The 14,820-nt window shown below is 69.5% G+C and carries 14 protein-coding genes; 12 read left to right on the plus strand and 2 right to left on the minus strand.

Annotated elements, in window-relative coordinates:
• Positions 1 to 32: 32 nt before the first annotated feature.
• The 6 genes from ACIHAX_RS03180 to ACIHAX_RS03205 all read left to right on the plus strand — a co-directional run bounded on the left by ACIHAX_RS03180 (position 33) and on the right by ACIHAX_RS03205 (position 7,636).
• On the plus strand, positions 33 to 2,447 hold the full coding sequence (locus ACIHAX_RS03180; protein ID WP_364427367.1) for a [protein-PII] uridylyltransferase: 2,415 nt from the start codon (positions 33 to 35) through the stop codon (positions 2,445 to 2,447).
• Between the two features lie 121 nt (positions 2,448 to 2,568).
• Complete coding sequence (locus tag ACIHAX_RS03185; protein WP_355069876.1) at positions 2,569 to 2,883, plus strand: hypothetical protein; 315 nt, start codon at positions 2,569 to 2,571, stop codon at positions 2,881 to 2,883.
• A 104-nt stretch (positions 2,884 to 2,987) separates the two neighbouring features.
• Positions 2,988 to 4,550, plus strand: a complete 1,563-nt coding sequence (gene ffh / locus ACIHAX_RS03190) for a signal recognition particle protein (protein WP_355069877.1) — start codon at positions 2,988 to 2,990, stop codon at positions 4,548 to 4,550.
• 166 nt (positions 4,551 to 4,716) lie between these two features.
• Positions 4,717 to 5,811, plus strand: a complete 1,095-nt coding sequence (locus ACIHAX_RS03195) for an amidohydrolase family protein (protein WP_355070987.1) — start codon at positions 4,717 to 4,719, stop codon at positions 5,809 to 5,811.
• A gap of 54 nt (positions 5,812 to 5,865) precedes the next feature.
• Positions 5,866 to 6,849 carry an LLM class F420-dependent oxidoreductase gene (locus ACIHAX_RS03200; RefSeq protein ID WP_355069879.1) on the plus strand — a complete coding sequence of 328 codons (984 nt, stop codon included), beginning with the start codon at positions 5,866 to 5,868 and terminating at the stop codon, positions 6,847 to 6,849.
• Positions 6,850 to 6,898: 49 nt separating this feature from the next.
• Complete coding sequence (locus tag ACIHAX_RS03205) at positions 6,899 to 7,636, plus strand: class I SAM-dependent methyltransferase (protein WP_355069881.1); 738 nt, start codon at positions 6,899 to 6,901, stop codon at positions 7,634 to 7,636.
• Here ACIHAX_RS03205 and ACIHAX_RS03210 read toward each other — a convergent pair.
• The gene (locus tag ACIHAX_RS03210; protein WP_397275549.1) at positions 7,633 to 7,812 is read right to left on the minus strand and encodes a hypothetical protein; all 180 of its coding nucleotides are present in this window, start codon (positions 7,810 to 7,812) and stop codon (positions 7,633 to 7,635) included. The two genes, ACIHAX_RS03205 and ACIHAX_RS03210, sit on opposite strands and share 4 nt — an antisense overlap.
• Before the next feature lie 222 nt (positions 7,813 to 8,034).
• On the opposite strand from ACIHAX_RS03210, the gene rpsP reads away from it, so the two are divergent.
• The 4 genes from rpsP (at position 8,035) to trmD (ending at position 10,106) form a co-directional block, all read left to right on the plus strand.
• On the plus strand, positions 8,035 to 8,466 hold the full coding sequence (gene rpsP / locus ACIHAX_RS03215; protein WP_355069884.1) for a 30S ribosomal protein S16: 432 nt from the start codon (positions 8,035 to 8,037) through the stop codon (positions 8,464 to 8,466).
• Positions 8,467 to 8,560: 94 nt separating this feature from the next.
• Positions 8,561 to 8,803: an RNA-binding protein gene (locus tag ACIHAX_RS03220; protein ID WP_011210690.1), complete on the plus strand. Its 243-nt coding sequence runs from the start codon at positions 8,561 to 8,563 to the stop codon at positions 8,801 to 8,803.
• Positions 8,804 to 9,328, plus strand: coding sequence for a ribosome maturation factor RimM (gene rimM / locus ACIHAX_RS03225; RefSeq protein WP_397275551.1), 525 nt, complete (start codon positions 8,804 to 8,806; stop codon positions 9,326 to 9,328).
• A 73-nt stretch (positions 9,329 to 9,401) separates the two neighbouring features.
• Complete coding sequence (gene trmD, locus ACIHAX_RS03230; RefSeq protein WP_355069887.1) at positions 9,402 to 10,106, plus strand: tRNA (guanosine(37)-N1)-methyltransferase TrmD; 705 nt, start codon at positions 9,402 to 9,404, stop codon at positions 10,104 to 10,106.
• 432 nt (positions 10,107 to 10,538) lie between these two features.
• Here trmD and ACIHAX_RS03235 read toward each other — a convergent pair whose 3' ends face one another.
• The gene (locus tag ACIHAX_RS03235) at positions 10,539 to 11,390 is read right to left on the minus strand and encodes a LuxR C-terminal-related transcriptional regulator (RefSeq protein WP_356961296.1); all 852 of its coding nucleotides are present in this window, start codon (positions 11,388 to 11,390) and stop codon (positions 10,539 to 10,541) included.
• Between the two features lie 99 nt (positions 11,391 to 11,489).
• Here ACIHAX_RS03235 and ACIHAX_RS03240 point away from each other — a divergent pair, with 99 nt between their 5' ends.
• Positions 11,490 to 13,124: an AMP-binding protein gene (locus ACIHAX_RS03240; protein WP_397275554.1), complete on the plus strand. Its 1,635-nt coding sequence runs from the start codon at positions 11,490 to 11,492 to the stop codon at positions 13,122 to 13,124.
• Positions 13,121 to 14,758, plus strand: a complete 1,638-nt coding sequence (locus ACIHAX_RS03245; protein ID WP_397275556.1) for an AMP-binding protein — start codon at positions 13,121 to 13,123, stop codon at positions 14,756 to 14,758. Before ACIHAX_RS03240 ends, ACIHAX_RS03245 begins: the two co-directional genes overlap by 4 nt.
• The last annotated feature ends 62 nt before the right edge of the window (positions 14,759 to 14,820 follow it).

Raw genomic sequence — 14,820 nt, forward strand, 5'->3', positions numbered from 1 at the left:
ATCCGAAGGTCACCGAACAAGGCAACGGCAAGGTGTCCAACGGGGCGGCCGACCTGGTCCGCGCGCGAACCCAACTGCTCGACGGCGGCCAGCCGCGCAATCCCCGGCTGGACGCCCAGTCGCTGCGCCAGGCGCTGGTCGACCTCTATGAACTCTGGCTCACCAGCAAGGGCGCCGAACTGGGCATCGCCCCCGACAGCGGTCTGGCCGTGGTGGCCGTCGGCGGTCTCGGGCGCGGGGAGATGCTGCCGTACTCCGATCTGGACCTGGTTCTGCTGCACGACGACGTCGACCCGGCCCGGGTGGCCGAGGTCGCCGACCAGCTCTGGTATCCGCTGTGGGACGCGCACATCAAACTCGACCACAGCGTGCGTACCGTTCCGCAGGCGCTTCGGGTGGCCGCGGACGATCTCATCGCCGCGCTCGGCATGCTCGAGGCCAGGCACATCGTCGGCGACCAGGAACTGAGCAATCTGCTGATCGGCGGGGTGCGCCGGGAGTGGCGCACCGGCATCCGCTCCCGCTTCGAGGAGCTCATCGCCCAGGCCAAGGCCAGATGGGAGCGCAACGGCGAGATCGCGCACCGCGCCGAGCCCGACCTGAAGAACGGGCGCGGCGGCCTGCGCGACATCCAGCTGCTGGACGCGCTGGCGATCGCCCAGCTCACCGACGCCATGCCCGGATTGGGGCCGGACGTGCCCGGCGGCGGATTGAAGCAGGCGCACCGTCGGCTGCTGGACGTGCGCACCGAACTGCACCGTGTGGCGGGACGAGCCCGCGACCAGCTGCGCGCACAGGACGCCGACGAGATCGGCGCTGCCCTGCGCATCGGCGATCGGTTCGATCTGGCCCGCACACTGAGCGATTCGGCCCGGACGGTCAGCTACTCCGTGGACGTCGGGCTGCGTACCGCGGCCAACGCACTGCCCCGCCGGGGATTGGCGCGCCTGCGCCGGATGCCGGTGCGCAGGCCGCTGGACGAAGGCGTGGTCGAGCACGCGGGTGAGGTCGTGCTGGCCAGAGACGCCCGCCCGCAGCGCGACCCCGGGCTGATCCTGCGCGTCGCGGCGGCGTCGGCGCAGACCGGCCTGCCGATGTCGGCCACCACCCTCAACCGGCTCTCCGAGGACGCTCCCGAGCTACGCGAGCCGTGGCCCAAGGACGCCCTCAACGACTTGCTGGTCCTGTTGGGCGCGGGCCGCGGCACGATCGACGCGATCGAGGCGCTGGACCGGACGGGATTGTGGGGCAGGCTGCTGCCGGAATGGGGCGCCGTGCGCGACCTGCCGCCGCGCGATGTCCAGCACATCTGGACCGTCGACCGGCATCTCATGGAGACGGTCGCCTACGCGGGCGGGCTGAGCACCCGGGTCGCCCGCCCCGACCTGCTCGCCCTCGGTGCGCTGCTGCACGACATCGGCAAGGGTCGCGCAGGCGATCACAGCGTGGTCGGCGCGGAACTGGCCACCCATATCGGCCGCCGCCTCGGACTGTGGCCGTCGGACGTGCGCACGCTCAGCGCGGTCGTGCGCCATCACCTGCTGCTGCCGGAAACCGCGACCCGGCGCGATCTGTCCGATCCGGAGACGGTGCGGCACGTCGTCGAGGCGCTCGACGGCGATCCGCAACTGCTGGAGCTGCTGCACACCCTGGCCGAGGCGGATTCGCAGGCCACCGGTCCCGGCGTGTGGGGCGACTGGAAGGCGTCGCTGATCGGCGAACTGGTCCGGCGCTGCCGGTTGGTCATGGCGGGCGACCAGTTGCCGACACCGGAACCGATCGCACCGGACTTGGTCGAGAAGGCCAGGGCGGGCGGTGTGCACGTCGATCTGCAGCCCGGTGAGAGCAAGCACACGTATGTGGTCACCGTCATCGCGCCCGACAGTTCCGGGCTGCTGTCCGACGCCGCGGGCGTGCTCGCGCTGCATTCGCTGCGCGTGCTGTCGGCCGCGCTCGGCGTCGAAGGCGCCTCCGCGGTGGACACCTTCGTCGTCGCGCCCAAGTTCGGCGATCCGCCGGACCCGGGGCTGTTGCGCCAGGAATTGATCCGGGCCACGGCCGGCGACCTGGATGTGGCGGCGGCGCTGGCCAAACGCGAGCGGGAGGCGGGCACGATCGGTCGGAGCCGGTACGCGCAGGCCCAACCCCGGGTGATCTGGTCGAACACCTCGGTACCGGGGCAGGTGATCCTGGAATTGCGCGCCGAGGACCGGGTCGGCTTGCTCAGCCGCCTGGCCGCGGAGCTGGCCGGCTGCGGAGCCGACGTCCGTTGGGCCAAGGTGGTCACGATGGGGTCCGCGGTGGTCGACAGCTTCTGCCTCGAGCTGGGCGCCGAGGACAGCCCCGCGCGCCGCGAAACGATCGAGAAAGCGCTTATCGCGGTGGTTCCCAGAACCGCGCCGAAACCGCCTGCTGACGGTGCTCGAGATTCGGAAAATGGTGATTAGCAGCACTTTTATCCGGTGATAAATCTGTTGCGCAATATTTGCTGCATCCCAACTCTCGTCTCGCGACCTGACCCTACGATCTAGAGCGTCCGGCTATCGCGAGCACGAGGGGAGCAGGTCGATGGCAATTGAAGTCGTTTCGGCATCCACGATGACGAGTGACGAGACCGCGCACATGGCGCGCTGCGTCGGCGGCGACCGGTGGGTGGTCTCCTGGCTTCCTGGTCGCACGCTGACCGGGCGACAGGCGGTTACCGCGATGACGATCGCCTCCACGGTCGCCACCTCGCCCATCCCGAGCAGGGCCGAGTGGGCCGTTCTCGACGGCCTGGCCCTCGAGCTGGGCCTGACCGCCAACGAGGCGGTCTTCATGGTGGCCGAGGAGAACCACGACTACCGCAAAACGGCCAGGCCGCGCCGTCGCGTGCTCGACTAGCGAGCCCGCCGCGCCGGGAAGGACGCACCGCCTGCGCGAACACGCGGGCGATCCCATTACCCTGGGAGAGAATGTGACGTCCCCCGAGATCAGGAGCGCGATCGGTGTTCGAATCCCTGTCCGACCGGCTTACCGGTGCCCTCAAGGATCTGCGCGGTAAGGGGCGTCTGTCACCGGCCGACATCGACGCCACCTGCCGCGAGATCCGCCTGGCCTTGTTGGAGGCCGACGTCGCGCTGCCCGTGGTCCGCGGGTTCATCGGGCGGATCAAGGAGCGCGCCAAGGGCGCGGAGGTCTCCGCGGCGCTGAACCCGGCCCAGCAGGTCGTGAAGATCGTCAACGAGGAACTCATCGGGATCCTCGGCGGCGAGACCAGGCGGCTGAACCTGGCCAAGAACCCGCCGACGGTGGTCATGCTGGCCGGTCTGCAGGGTTCCGGTAAGACCACGCTCGCGGGCAAGCTGGCCAAACTGCTGAAGGGGCAGGGCCATCAACCGTTGCTGGTGGCGTGCGACCTGCAGCGCCCCGGCGCCGTCACCCAGCTGCAAGTCGTCGGCGAGCGCGCGGGCGTGCCCGTCTACGCGCCGCACCCCGGCACCTCGATCGGTGGCGGTGAGAACCCGCTCGGCATCTCCGCCGCCGATCCGGTGAACGTGGCGCGCGGGGGTGTCGAAGAGGCGCGGCAGAAGCAGTACGACGTCGTCATCGTCGACACCGCGGGCCGTCTCGGCATCGATGAAGAGCTCATGCGCCAGGCCGCGGGCATCCGCGACGCCGTGCAACCGGACGAGACCCTGTTCGTGCTGGACGCCATGATCGGCCAGGACGCGGTCAACACCGCCGAGGCGTTCCGTGACGGCGTGGGCTTCACCGGCGTGGTGCTCACCAAGCTCGACGGCGACGCCCGCGGTGGTGCGGCGCTGAGTGTCCGCGAGGTCACCGGCGTGCCGATCCTGTTCGCCTCGACCGGTGAGAAGCTCGAGGACTTCGACGTCTTCCACCCGGATCGCATGGCCAGCCGCATTCTCGGCATGGGCGACGTGCTCACCCTGATCGAGCAGGCCGAGCAGGTCTACGACGCCAAGCAGGCCGAGGAGGCCGCCCGCAAGATCGGCAGCGGCGAGCTCACCCTCGAGGACTTCCTCGACCAGATGCTGGCCATCCGCAAGATGGGCCCGATCGGGAACCTGCTCGGCATGCTGCCGGGCGCGGGCCAGATGAAGGACATGCTCGCCCAGGTCGACGACAAGCAGCTGGACCGGGTGCAGGCGATCATCCGCGGTATGACCCCGGCCGAACGGGCGAACCCGAAGATCATCAACGCCTCGCGCCGCCTGCGCATCGCCAACGGTTCCGGTGTCCAGGTCTCCGAGGTCAACCAGCTCGTCGACCGCTTCTTCGAGGCCAAGAAGATGATGACGATGATGGGCCGCCAGATGGGGTTGCCCGGCGCCCGTCGCGGCAACGCGAAGAAGGGCAAGAAGGGCAAGAAGGGTGGTCGCGGCCCGACGCCGCCGAAGGTGCGCGGTGGTTTCCCCGGGATGGGCGGCATGCCCGGCCTGCCCGCGGGGATGCCCGACCTGTCCAACATGCCTGCCGGTCTGGACCAGTTGCCGCCCGGCCTGGAGGGCTTCGATCTCAGCAAACTGAAGTTCCCGAAGAAGTAGGCCACTTACGCCGCCCACGCTGTTCGTGGGCGGCGTGCCTGTGTGCCTCGCCGGTCGGTCGCCGTGTGCGCGGCGTCGCTGCCGCGTGGCCGTGCTTCGCGCGAAATGTCCGATCCGGGAGTCGGACACCAGGTTGGCGGCCGCCGACGAGTTCCAGGAGGTTGCGGTGCATCTGCGCGGTGTGGTTCTTCCCGAAGGCGAGGTGCGCGACCTCTGGGTGCGCGACGGCCTGGTGTCGTTCGAGCCCGCGCCCGGAGCCGAAACGCTGTGCGGCTCGGGCTGGATCGTGCCGGGACTGGTCGACGCCCACTGCCACGTCGGGATCCGGTACGGCGGGGGCCACGAGGACCACGCCGGCGCCGTCGCACAGGCCGAGACCGAGCGCGCCGCCGGTGCCCTGCTGCTGCGCGACGCGGGCTCGCCCATCGACACCCGGTTCGTCGACGACCGCGAGGACCTGCCGCGGATCATCCGCGCAGGCCGCCACATCGCCCGTCCGAAGCGCTACATCCGCGAACTGGGCATCGAGCTCGACGACGAACGCGACCTGCCGGAGATCGTCGCCGAGCAGGCCCGCCACGGCGACGGCTGGGTGAAGATCGTCGGCGACTGGATCGACCGCTCGGTGGGCGACCTGCGGCCGTTGTGGAGCGACGCGATCCTGAAGGAGGCCATCGCCGCAGCGCACGCCAACGGTGCGCGGGTCACCGCACACGTCTTCGGCGAAGACGCGCTGCCCGGCCTGATCGACGCCGGTATCGACTGCCTGGAGCACGGCACCGGTCTCACCGACGAGACCATCGAGATGATGGTCGAGCACGGCACCGCCCTGGTTCCCACCCTGATCAATATCGACACCTTCCCCGGTATCGCCGACAGCGCGGGCAAATTCCCCGTCTACGCCGCGCACATGCGCGATCTGCACCGGCGGGTGCGCGGCACGGTCGCCGCCGCGCACGAGGCGGGCGTGCCGATCTTCGCGGGCACGGACGCGGGCGGTTCCATCCGCCACGGGCGCATCGCCGACGAGATCGCCGCGCTCGGCGCCGCGGGACTGTCCCGGCACGACGCGCTCGGCGCGGCCTCCTGGCAGGCGCGCGAGTGGCTCGGGCGACCCGGCATCGAGGACGGTGCTCCCGCGGATTTCGTTGTCTACGAGGAGGATCCGCGTAGCCACCCCGAGACGCTCACCACGCCGTATGCCGTCGTGCTGCGCGGGCGCGTGTACGGCGGGCACGGTCCGGTCACCGGCCATAGATAACTCGGCGCCGCGGCTCACCCGCGCGTATCCGAAAGGGGCGTAAGGTCGGATTTCGTGACAATTCGCCTCGGATATCAGATGCCCAACTTCAGCTACGGCAAGTCGGTGCGCGAGCTGTTCCCCACGGTGATCGCGCAGGCCCGAGAGGCCGAAGCCGCCGGTTTCGACACGGCCTTCGTCATGGACCACTTCTATCAGTTGCCCGGCATCGGCACGCCCGACGAGCCGATGCTCGAGGCCTACACCGCGCTCGGCGGCCTGGCCACGGCGACGGAGCGGATCCAGTTGTCGGCGTTGGTCACCGGCAACACCTACCGCAACCCGGCGATGCTCGCCAAGACGGTCACCACGCTGGACGTGGTCAGCGGTGGCCGCGCGGTGCTCGGCATCGGCGCGGGCTGGTTCGAACTCGAGCACCGCTCCCTGGGCTACGAGTTCGGCACCTTCACCGACCGCTTCGAGCGGCTCGACGAGGCGCTGCACATCATCCAGCCGATGCTGCGCGGCGAGCGGCCCACCTTCCAGGGCAAGTGGTACCGGGTCGAGAACGCGATGAACGAGCCGCGCGTACGCGACGATCTGCCGATCCTGCTCGGCGGCAGCGGTGAGAAGAAGACCTTCGGCCTTGCCGCTCGCTTCGCCGACCATCTCAACATCATCTGCAACGCGTCCGAGCTGCCGCGCAAGATCGAGGCGCTGCGGGCGCGCTGCGCGGAGGTCGGCCGGGATCCGCGGACCCTGGAGACCAGCTACCTGTGCTTCGTCATGATGGACGAAGACGGTGACCTCGTGCGCAAGCAGCAGCGGGATTACTTGAGCCGCATGGGTATCGACCTGTCGGCCCTGTCGGACGCCGAGCTCGCGCAGAGCCCGGCCGACCGCCAGTTCGTCGGCACACCGGACGAGGTTGCCGAACAGCTGCGGACTCGCGTTCTGGACCACGGCGTAGACGGTCTCATCATCAATATGGTGTTCAACGGGCACGAGCCGGGTGCGGTCGAACTCGCCGGGCGTACCTTCGCTCCCTTGGTGCGCTGACGAGCGCGAACCCGGCGCGAATACCGTTGGCGCTGGTTATGATCGGGCAATGATAGCCCCTCCGTGGCGCGCGTCGTACGGTGTCGACGCGCCGTCGGTGCTGTTGTTGCTGGGAGTTCTCGCGGTCGGGTATCTTGCCGCCGCGCTGGTGGTGGCGCTGTTCCAGCAACTGCGCCCGAGCCTGCTGCTCCTGCTGATCGGCGTCGTGCTGGCCACGCAGTTCGGGCTGTTCCTGCACGCGACCCGCCGGGGCAAGTTCCGGGTCTGGGCGCGCCTGCTCGACGACCTCGAACTGCGTGGCGACGAACGATTGCTCGACATGGGGTGCGGGCGCGGCGCGGTGCTGCTGGCCGCCGCGCGCCGCTTGCCCGCCGGGTGTGCGGTGGGCCTGGATCTGTGGTGCTCCGCGGACCACTGCGAGAACACCCCGGCCACCGCGGAGCGGAACGCGCTCGCGGAGAACGTCGCCGACCGGATCGAGTTGCGCACCGGCGACATGACCCGCATGCCGTTCCCGGACGGCGTGTTCGACGTCGTCGTCTCCAGCTTGGCGATTCACGACATCAAGACCGCCGAGGGCCGGGCGGCGGCGCTCCGGGAGGCGTGCCGCGTGCTGCGTCCCGGCGGCAAACTGGTCATCGTCGATATCGGCGACACCCGGGCGTACCGCGCCGTCCTGGCGGCGAACGGCGCGACCGCCCTCACCCTGCGCCCCGTGGGGTGGCAGATGTGGTGGGGCGGCCCCTGGGTCCCCACCCGTGCGCTCACCGCCACCGTCCCGGGCTAGCCGCATCGAGACGCCGAGCCGCACTCCATGGCGCGGGCGACGCCCGCGGCAACGAGTCGCAGCACCCGGAACACGCCGGGTACGACGTACTCGACGGCAGCCTCATCGCCGAGTTCGCTCGCGATGTCGCGGGTGATGCGGGCGGGTCGTGTGCGGTGGCGTCGGAACAGTCGCATGCCTGGTTATGGCGGGTGGGCATCGCTGTGTGAACACGCACGCGATTTCTGGCGGGATCGTCCGGTCTGGCACAATGGACCACCGTCCTTCCGGACAAGTGTCAGCCCGTCTCCGGTTCCGTACCGCGCGGCGGTCACACACTCGAAAGCGCAAAACCGGGCTCGCAGACCATGCGGGTCGCCGAATTGCGTCGTGACCAACCAACGAAAGGCAGATCAGCAGTGGCTGTTCGCATCAAGCTCACCCGCCTGGGCAAGATCCGCAACCCGCAGTACCGCGTCGTCGTCGCGGACGCCCGCACCCGCCGTGACGGCCGGGCCATCGAGTCCATCGGCAAGTACCACCCGAAGGAAGAGCCCTCGCTGATCGAGATCAACTCCGAGCGCGTGCAGTACTGGCTCGGCGTCGGCGCGCAGCCGACCGAGCCGGTCCTCCAGCTGCTGAAGATCACCGGCGACTGGCAGAAGTTCAAGGGCATCGAGGGCGCCGAGGGCACCCTGAAGGTCAAGCCGGCCAAGCCGTCGAAGCTGGACCTGTTCAACGCCGCGCTGGCCGCCGCCGACAACGAGCCGGTCGCCGAGGCGGTCACCCCCAAGAAGAAGGGCAAGAAGGACGCCGAGGAGGGCGCCGAGGCTGCCGAGGCCGGCGAGTAATGAGCGGGCGATACCCGTCCATCCGATACCCGTCACGAGCCGTGCGCAGACCGGCCCCGCCGACGGGTGAGTTGCGTCGTGAGGTGATGGAGCAGTGAGCGCCGTCGTCGCCGATGCCGTCGAGCACTTGGTGCGCGGTATCGTCGCCAATCCCGATGACGTCCGCGTCGAGCTGATCACCGGCCGCAGGGGACGCACCGTCGAGGTGCACGTTCACCCCGATGACCTGGGCAAAGTGATCGGTCGCGGCGGACGTACCGCGACCGCGCTGCGCACCCTCGTCGCCGGTATCGGCGGCCGGGGCATCCGGGTCGACGTGGTCGACACCGACCAGTAGATGGAACTCGTCGTCGGGCGGATCGCCAAGTCGCACGGCGTGCGCGGCGAACTCGTCGTCGAGGTGCGCACCGATGAGCCGGAGGCGCGTTTCGCGCCGGGCGTCAGGTTGCGCGGTCGGCTGCCGCGAGCGGCGGAGGTTCGCGAGTTCACCGTGGAGTCGGCCCGGGAGCACTCGGGCCGACTTCTGGTGTTCCTGTCCGGTGTGACCGACCGCACCGCTGCCGACGCGTTGCGCGGCATGCTGTTCGTGGTCGACAGTGCCGACCTTCCGCCTTCCGAGGATCCGGACGAGTTCTACGACCATGAACTGGAGGGGCTGGAGGTACGGCTCACCGACGGCACCGTGGTCGGCTCCGTGCGCGAAGTGCTGCATTCCGCGGCGGGTGAGTTGCTGGAGGTGCGGGCCGCGGACGACGGGCGGGAGATCCTGATCCCGTTCGTCACCGCCATCGTGCCCACGGTGTCCCTCGCCGAGGGCGTGATCGTGATCGATCCGCCCGAAGGTTTGCTCGACCCGGAATGACACGGTGGGCGTCCGACCGCGCGTCGCTCGCCCCGGCCGACGACCTGCGGCCCGGCGGCGCTAGGAGACAGTCATGAAACTCGACGTCGTCACGATCTTCCCCGAGTACCTGGAGCCGTTGCGCACGGCACTGCTGGGTAAGGCGATCGACAAGGGACTGATCTCGCTCACGGTGCACGACCTGCGCCGTTGGACGCATGACGTGCACAAGTCCGTCGACGATTCCCCCTACGGGGGTGGGCCGGGCATGGTCATGAAACCGACCGTGTGGGGCGACGCGCTCGACGAAGTATGTCCCGATGACGCGCTGCTCGTGGTCCCCACGCCCGCGGGGGTGCCGTTCACGCAGGCCATGGCACACAGCTGGGCCGCCGAGCGGCATCTCGTCTTCGCCTGCGGCCGCTATGAGGGCATCGACCAGCGCGTCTTCGACGACGCCGCCCGCCGCGTCCGGGTGCAAGAGGTCAGCATCGGCGACTACGTGTTGATCGGCGGCGAGGCGGCCGTGCTGGTGATGACCGAGGCTGTGGTCCGGCTGCTGCCCGGTGTCCTCGGCAATCAGCAATCACATCAAGAGGATTCGTTCTCCGACGGGTTGCTCGAAGGTCCCAGCTACACCCGTCCGGTCTCCTGGCGCGGGTTGGACGTCCCGCCGGTCCTGCTGTCCGGCGACCACGCGAAGGTGGCGGCCTGGCGGCGCGAGCAATCACTCGCGCGGACCCGCGAGCGTCGTCCGGACCTGCTCGCGGACCACGGCACGGCCGGACCCGAGCGATAGACCGATGCACGGCTACATCGAGTGGGCACTGGCCCCTATCCGGCCCGCTTCAAGCTGGTCTTCGGCGCGTGGACGATCGACTCGCCCGAACTCGCCACGGCCGCTCACGCCGCGCAAGAGGCGCAGATCGACATCGTCGCCCGATGCCAAGCCGCGGGCGACCTTCCCGCCCGGCGACCCCATCCGCCTCGCCGCCCTGCTCCGCGCTCTCGCGCACGGCGCCGCCGACCTCGCCGCGGCGGGCCACCTCGCGGCCGATGGAAAGGCAACGCCGACCCCACCGACCTGGTCGACGACCTCCTCACCCACCTGAATCCGAATTCTCGAGCAGCCATGCGTCATCAGCCGTGCTCGGGCCTTCGGCACCGACGTCACCGCCGAGAGGTGTACCGACAACGGAACGTTGCCCTCGGTGGACTGCAGCGGGGATCGTCAGGGCAGCAGACCATGGCGGCGGGCGGCCACCACCGCCTCGTGCCGGGAGTGGGCGTCGAGTTTGACCATCGCGTTGCGAAGGTAGCTCTTCACGGTCTCCGGGCCGAGTGAGAGTCGTTGCGCCGCTTCCTGATTGGTGCAACCCAAGGCGATCTGGGATAGCACGTCGAGTTCTCGGCGGGACAGTTTCGGGCCGTCCGGCCGCGGGTCGCCGGTCATGACCCGGGTGAGGCGCTCGCATACCGCGTGCAGGCGTCCGCGCAGCCGATCGTCCTCGGTCGAGCGCGCCATGCCGCGCAGTTCGGCGTGGATGTCGCGGAGTTCCTCCGTGATCGCCGGTGCCGCGGCCGCCGACGGCGCGGTGGCCTCCAGCATGCGCAGCCGACGGTCGACCTCGTCGCGAACGGCGATCTCGGTGGCCAAGCGGCGCCCGGCCTGCACGACCAGATCCGCGGTGCGGTCGCCCAGCGGACTCGCGCCGCGCGTGGCGGCGTAGAGCACCGCGCGGGAGCGCTGGTCCACCACCACGGGCACGGCGAGCACCGAGCGGATGCCCTCGCCGGAGACCGGCCCGTCGTAGTCGTGGGTGATCGAGGAGGCGCGGCGATAGTCGGAGACCGCCGCGGGCCGTCCGGAATCCATCACCCGTCCGCCCAGCCCGGAAGCCCGCACGACGGCCAGACCGCGCAGGCCGTTGGTCAGCGTGCCGACGAATTCCGACAGCAGCAGCGCGTCGCCGTGCACTTCGCCGCCGAATGCCACCGGCACGCCCGCCGCGCTCGCCACCCAGCGGATCTCGGCGCGCAGCGCGTCGCTGTCGCGCGGACGCAGCAGTGCGGTGTGGGTCACGAGACTCACCCCTTTTCGGGGGTAGTGGGCAGCGGGATGTGACCCACATCCTATTGCACACCCGGGTTGAGCTGGATCACAGAACGAGGAGAACTGAAGATGGGCACCGATCTGAATCAGCGGGTGCGCGAACTGCTGGACTGTTACGACCGCACCGACGCGTCGGCGGCGGACCTGCTGTGTGATCGGCACCCGGCCGACCGGGTCGCCTTCACGATCGTCGAGGCAGACCTGTCCTCGACCGACCTCACCTACGGCGAACTGCGCGAACGCTCCGCCCGCTTCGCCGACGCACTCGCCGGACTCGGCGTCGAACCCGGCCACCGGGTCGCCACGCTGATGGCGAAATCCGCGGACCTGGTGGTCGCTCTGCTCGGGATCTGGCGCCGGGGTGCGGTGCACGTTCCGCTGTTCACCGCCTTCGCTCCGCCCGCGATCGCCCTGCGGTTGAACGCCAGTCGCGCCTCGGTCGTCATCGCCGATGCCGACCAGGCGCCGAAGCTGGCGCCGGGACCCGATCTGCCCGGCGATCCGTCCTGGCGGCTCATCGTCACCGGAGCAGAGGCGCCCGAAGGGGCGCTGCGGATGGACGAGTTGCTCCACGCTCATACGGCCACCTCTCCGCAGGCTCAGCCGATCGCGGTCGGCGGTGACGGACTGCTCGTCCAACTGTTCACCAGCGGCACCACGGGCACGCCCAAGGGCGTCCCGATTCCGCTGCGCGCGCTCGCCTCCTTCCACGCGTACCAGGAATTCGCGCTGGACGTCCGCCCCGACGACGTCTTTTGGAACGCCGCCGATCCGGGCTGGGCCTACGGGCTCTACTACGCCATCCTCGGCCCGCTGGCCACCGGCATCCGCAGCATCCTGCTGCACGCGGGCTTCTCGGCACCGCTGACCTGGCAGGTGCTGGAGACGTTCGGCGTCACCAACTTCGCCGCCGCCCCGACGGTATATCGAGCGTTGCGCGCCGACGGTGCCACGCCGCCCGTGCATTCCCGATTGCGCCGCGCCTCTTCGGCGGGAGAACCGCTGACCCCTGAAGTGGTCGCGTGGTCCGTCGAGTACCTCGGTGTCGCGGTGCGCGACCACTACGGCCAGACCGAGCACGGCATGGTTATCTGCAACGCCTGGCACGAAGACCTGGACACCGAGACCCCCGCCGGATCGATGGGTCGCTCGCTGCCCGGCTGGACCTGCGCCGTGCTCTCCGACGACGCCGACACGATCGCTCCCCCCGGCGAATTGGGCCGGGTCGCGATCGATACGGAACGCAGTCCGCTGCTGTGGTTCCTCGGCTATCTCGACGCTCCGGACCGCACCGCGCAGCGCTACACCGCCGACGGCCGCTGGTATCTGACCGGTGACGCGGGCTCACAGGACGCGGACGGCTTCTTCCGCTTCTCCTCCCGCGACGACGACGTGATCATCATGGCCGGCTACCGCATCGGCCCGTTCGAGGTGGAGAGCGTTCTGGTGCTGCACGAGCAGGTCGCGGAGGCGGCGGTGGTCGGCATGCCGGACGAACTGCGCGGCGAAGTGCTCGAGGCGTTCGTCGTGCTGCGTGACGGCGCCGTCGGCGATGCCGCGTTGGAAGCCGAGCTACAGAGCCTGGTGAAGCGAAAGTTCGCGGCGCATGCCTACCCGCGCCGGGTTCACTTCGTGGCGAGCCTGCCGAAGACGCCCAGCGGCAAGGTGCAGCGGTTCGTGCTGCGGCAGGGCGGTGCCCGATGACTTCGGCCATGTTGCCCCTGCCCAGCTACGCCTCGGGCGTGTCGGACGTCGCGCTGCTCGGCGACACCATCGGCGGCAATCTCGATCGCGCGGTGGCGGCGTTCCCGGACCGGGAAGCCCTGGTAGACCTGCCGAGCGGACGGCGCTGGACCTATCGCGCTCTCGGCGCCGCGGTCGACGCCCTGGCCTGCGGCCTCGCCGCACAGGGCATCGGCAAGGGCGACCGGGTCGGCATCTGGGCGCCGAACCGCGCGGAATGGTTTCTGGTGCAGTACGCCACGGCGAAAATCGGCGCGATCCTGGTCAACATCAATCCGGCGTATCGCACCAGTGAACTGGAGTACGTGCTGTGCCAGGCGGGCGTGCGAATGCTCATCGCGGCCGAGCGGTTCAAGTCCTCGGACTACGTGGCGATGATCGAGCAGGTCCGGCCGAACTGTCCGGCGCTGACGCAGGTGCTCGTGCTGGGCACACCGGAGTGGGAGGCGCTGTCGGGCACCGAGATCGACACCGATCGGCTCGTCGAACTGGGCGCGCGGCTTTCCGCCGACGACCCGATCAACATCCAGTACACCTCGGGCACAACCGGTTTCCCGAAGGGCGCCACGCTCAGTCACCACAACATCCTGAACAACGGCTATTTCGTCGGGGAACTGTGCGGATACACCGAGCAGGACCGGATCTGCGTCCCGGTGCCGTTCTACCACTGCTTCGGCATGGTGATGGGCAACCTGGCGAGCACCAGCCACGGTGCCGCTATCGTGATTCCGTCGCCGTCGTTCGATCCGAGAGCGGCCCTGGCGGCGGTCGAAGCCGAGCGCTGCACCTCCCTCTACGGTGTGCCGACGATGTTCATCGACATGCTCGCCGCGCTGGACTCGGCCGCCGCGGACCTGTCCACGCTGCGCACCGGGATCATGGCGGGCTCGCCGTGTCCGGTCGAGGTGATGAAGCGGGTGATCGACCGGATGGGCATGCGCGAGGTCTGCATCTGCTACGGCATGACGGAGACGTCTCCGGTCAGCACCCAGACCCGGCGCGACGACGGCATCGAACGGCGCACCGCCACCGTCGGCCGGGTCGGGCCGCACCTGGAGGTCAAGATCGTCGATCCCGCAACGGGTCTCACGGTGCCGCGCGGCGAACCCGGCGAACTGTGCACCCGAGGCTATTCGGTGATGCTCGGGTACTGGGACGAGCCGGACAAGACCGCCGAGGCCATCGACGCCGCCCGTTGGATGCACACCGGCGACATCGGCGTGATGGACGACGAGGGCTATGTGGCCGTCACCGGCCGGATCAAGGACATGGTCATCCGGGGTGGCGAGAACGTCTACCCGCGGGAGATCGAGGAATTCCTCTACACCCATCCCGACATCCTGGACGCGCAGGTGATCGGTGTGCCGGATCCGAAGTACGGCGAAGAACTGATGGCCTGGATCCGGATGCGCGAGGGCGCAACGCCGTTGGACGCCACCGCCGTGCGCGACTTCGCCGCCGGCAAGCTGGCGCACTTCAAGATTCCCCGCTACGTGCATGTGGTCGAGGAATTCCCGATGACGGTCACCGGCAAGGTTCGCAAGGCGCAGATGCGGGAACTGTCGCGGCGGCTGCTCGGCCTGGACGACAGCTGAGACGAGGGAGGTTCACCTGGGTGTGGACCGCGTGTCAGGCGGCGACGGTAGTGTCTCCGACG

The organism is Nocardia sp. NPDC051929 (genome assembly GCF_044548645.1).
Lineage (GTDB): Bacteria > Actinomycetota > Actinomycetes > Mycobacteriales > Mycobacteriaceae > Nocardia > Nocardia sichangensis.

Excerpts from the sequence above, each read along its gene's own strand:
- ACIHAX_RS03185 (WP_355069876.1), top strand. The coding sequence starts at position 2,569 with ATGGCAATTGAAGTCGTTTCGGCATCCACGATGACGAGTGACGAGACC.
- ACIHAX_RS03205 (WP_355069881.1), top strand. The coding sequence starts at position 6,899 with ATGATAGCCCCTCCGTGGCGCGCGTCGTACGGTGTCGACGCGCCGTCG.
- ACIHAX_RS03210 (WP_397275549.1), bottom strand. The coding sequence starts at position 7,812 with ATGCGACTGTTCCGACGCCACCGCACACGACCCGCCCGCATCACCCGC.
- rimM (WP_397275551.1), top strand. The coding sequence starts at position 8,804 with ATGGAACTCGTCGTCGGGCGGATCGCCAAGTCGCACGGCGTGCGCGGC.
- trmD (WP_355069887.1), top strand. The coding sequence starts at position 9,402 with ATGAAACTCGACGTCGTCACGATCTTCCCCGAGTACCTGGAGCCGTTG.
- ACIHAX_RS03240 (WP_397275554.1), top strand. The coding sequence starts at position 11,490 with ATGGGCACCGATCTGAATCAGCGGGTGCGCGAACTGCTGGACTGTTAC.
- ACIHAX_RS03245 (WP_397275556.1), top strand. The coding sequence starts at position 13,121 with ATGACTTCGGCCATGTTGCCCCTGCCCAGCTACGCCTCGGGCGTGTCG.